Raw genomic sequence first — 1,136 nt, forward strand, 5'->3', positions numbered from 1 at the left:
CCCACCAACCCACCAACCCTCCTACCCACTCACGACCTCCTCGACCTGATTCCCCGCAAACCGCTGCCACACCGCATCGGTCAGCAGGTGCGACAGCAGCCCCAGGGGGCCAGCAAACAGGCATAGGGCCAGGGAGTGACGGGTGAACACGCCGCTCTCTTGGCCCTGCCAGTAGATCCAGCGGCCCACAAACAGGTCAAAGGCAAGGAAGTGGACCCAGCCGGTGGCGGTAACGTGGGGGTTGGCAAAGATGGCGGCCAGGTCGCTGAGGCTGAGGTTGGGGTCGGAGAGGGCTTCGATGCCCTGTACGTTGTTAAAGCTGGTGACAAAGAGAAACAGGTACAGCCCGGCCAGGGCGGCGAAGGGCAGCAGTGACCCCATGACGGTACGGGTAAGTTTGGTGTTGGGCACCAGCACCATCAGCGTCCAGAAGGGCAGCACGAACAGGTTGGCACCGCTAAATAGCAGGTCTAATAGAGGGGCATCGACAGTCATAGGGAATGTGCATTAAAAATCTCTCTCCAGTGTAAGCAGTTCCCGTGGGGTGCATCTGCAAAGCGACGCACCAATCAAGCGCTTCTAACCCAGGGCAATATCCAAAAACATCATGGTGACAAAGCCGCCCATCAGGCCGACGGTGCCGCGCTGGCCAAAGGATTTTTGGTCGATATCGGGGATGATTTCATCCACAATCACAAACAGCATCGACCCGGCGGCAAAGCCCATCGCCCAGGGCAGCGCGGTCTGCGCCAGGGTGACAACGGCGGCCCCAATTAGACCGCCGATAGGTTCAATCAAGCCGGTGAGAGACGCGATCGCGAAGGCATAGCGAGGGGAATAGCCGATATTGCGCAGGGCGATCGCCACCACCAGCCCTTCGGGAATATTTTGTAGCCCAATGCCCACCGCCAGCGCCAGCGCCCCGGCCTGCTCGCCGCCGCCAAAGCCCACCCCGACCGCCAACCCTTCGGGGAAATTGTGCAGGGCGATCGCGATCACAAACAGCCAGATTCGCTTCATGTCTTGGGCCGCTGGCCCCTCTGGCCCCTTAAAAAAGTGCTCGTGGGGAAAGAGGTTGTGTGCCCCCCACAGAAACGCCCCGCCCAGCAAAACGCCAGCAACCATCACCACAGCGG

General features: G+C 60.6%; 2 protein-coding genes. Both read right to left on the reverse strand.

What is annotated here, in order from left to right; translation table 11 throughout:
• Positions 1–21 precede the first annotated feature (21 nt).
• Positions 22–495, reverse strand: coding sequence for an ABA4-like family protein (locus IQ273_RS33325; protein WP_194027343.1), 474 nt, complete (start codon positions 493–495; stop codon positions 22–24).
• 84 nt (positions 496–579) lie between these two features.
• Positions 580–1,136, reverse strand: a 557-nt coding sequence (locus tag IQ273_RS33330) for a ZIP family metal transporter (protein WP_194027344.1), incomplete at its 5' end; no start/stop codon positions are given.

The sequence above is a fragment of the Nodosilinea sp. LEGE 07298 genome, assembly GCF_015207265.1.
Taxonomy (GTDB): Bacteria; Cyanobacteriota; Cyanobacteriia; order Phormidesmidales; family Phormidesmidaceae; genus Nodosilinea.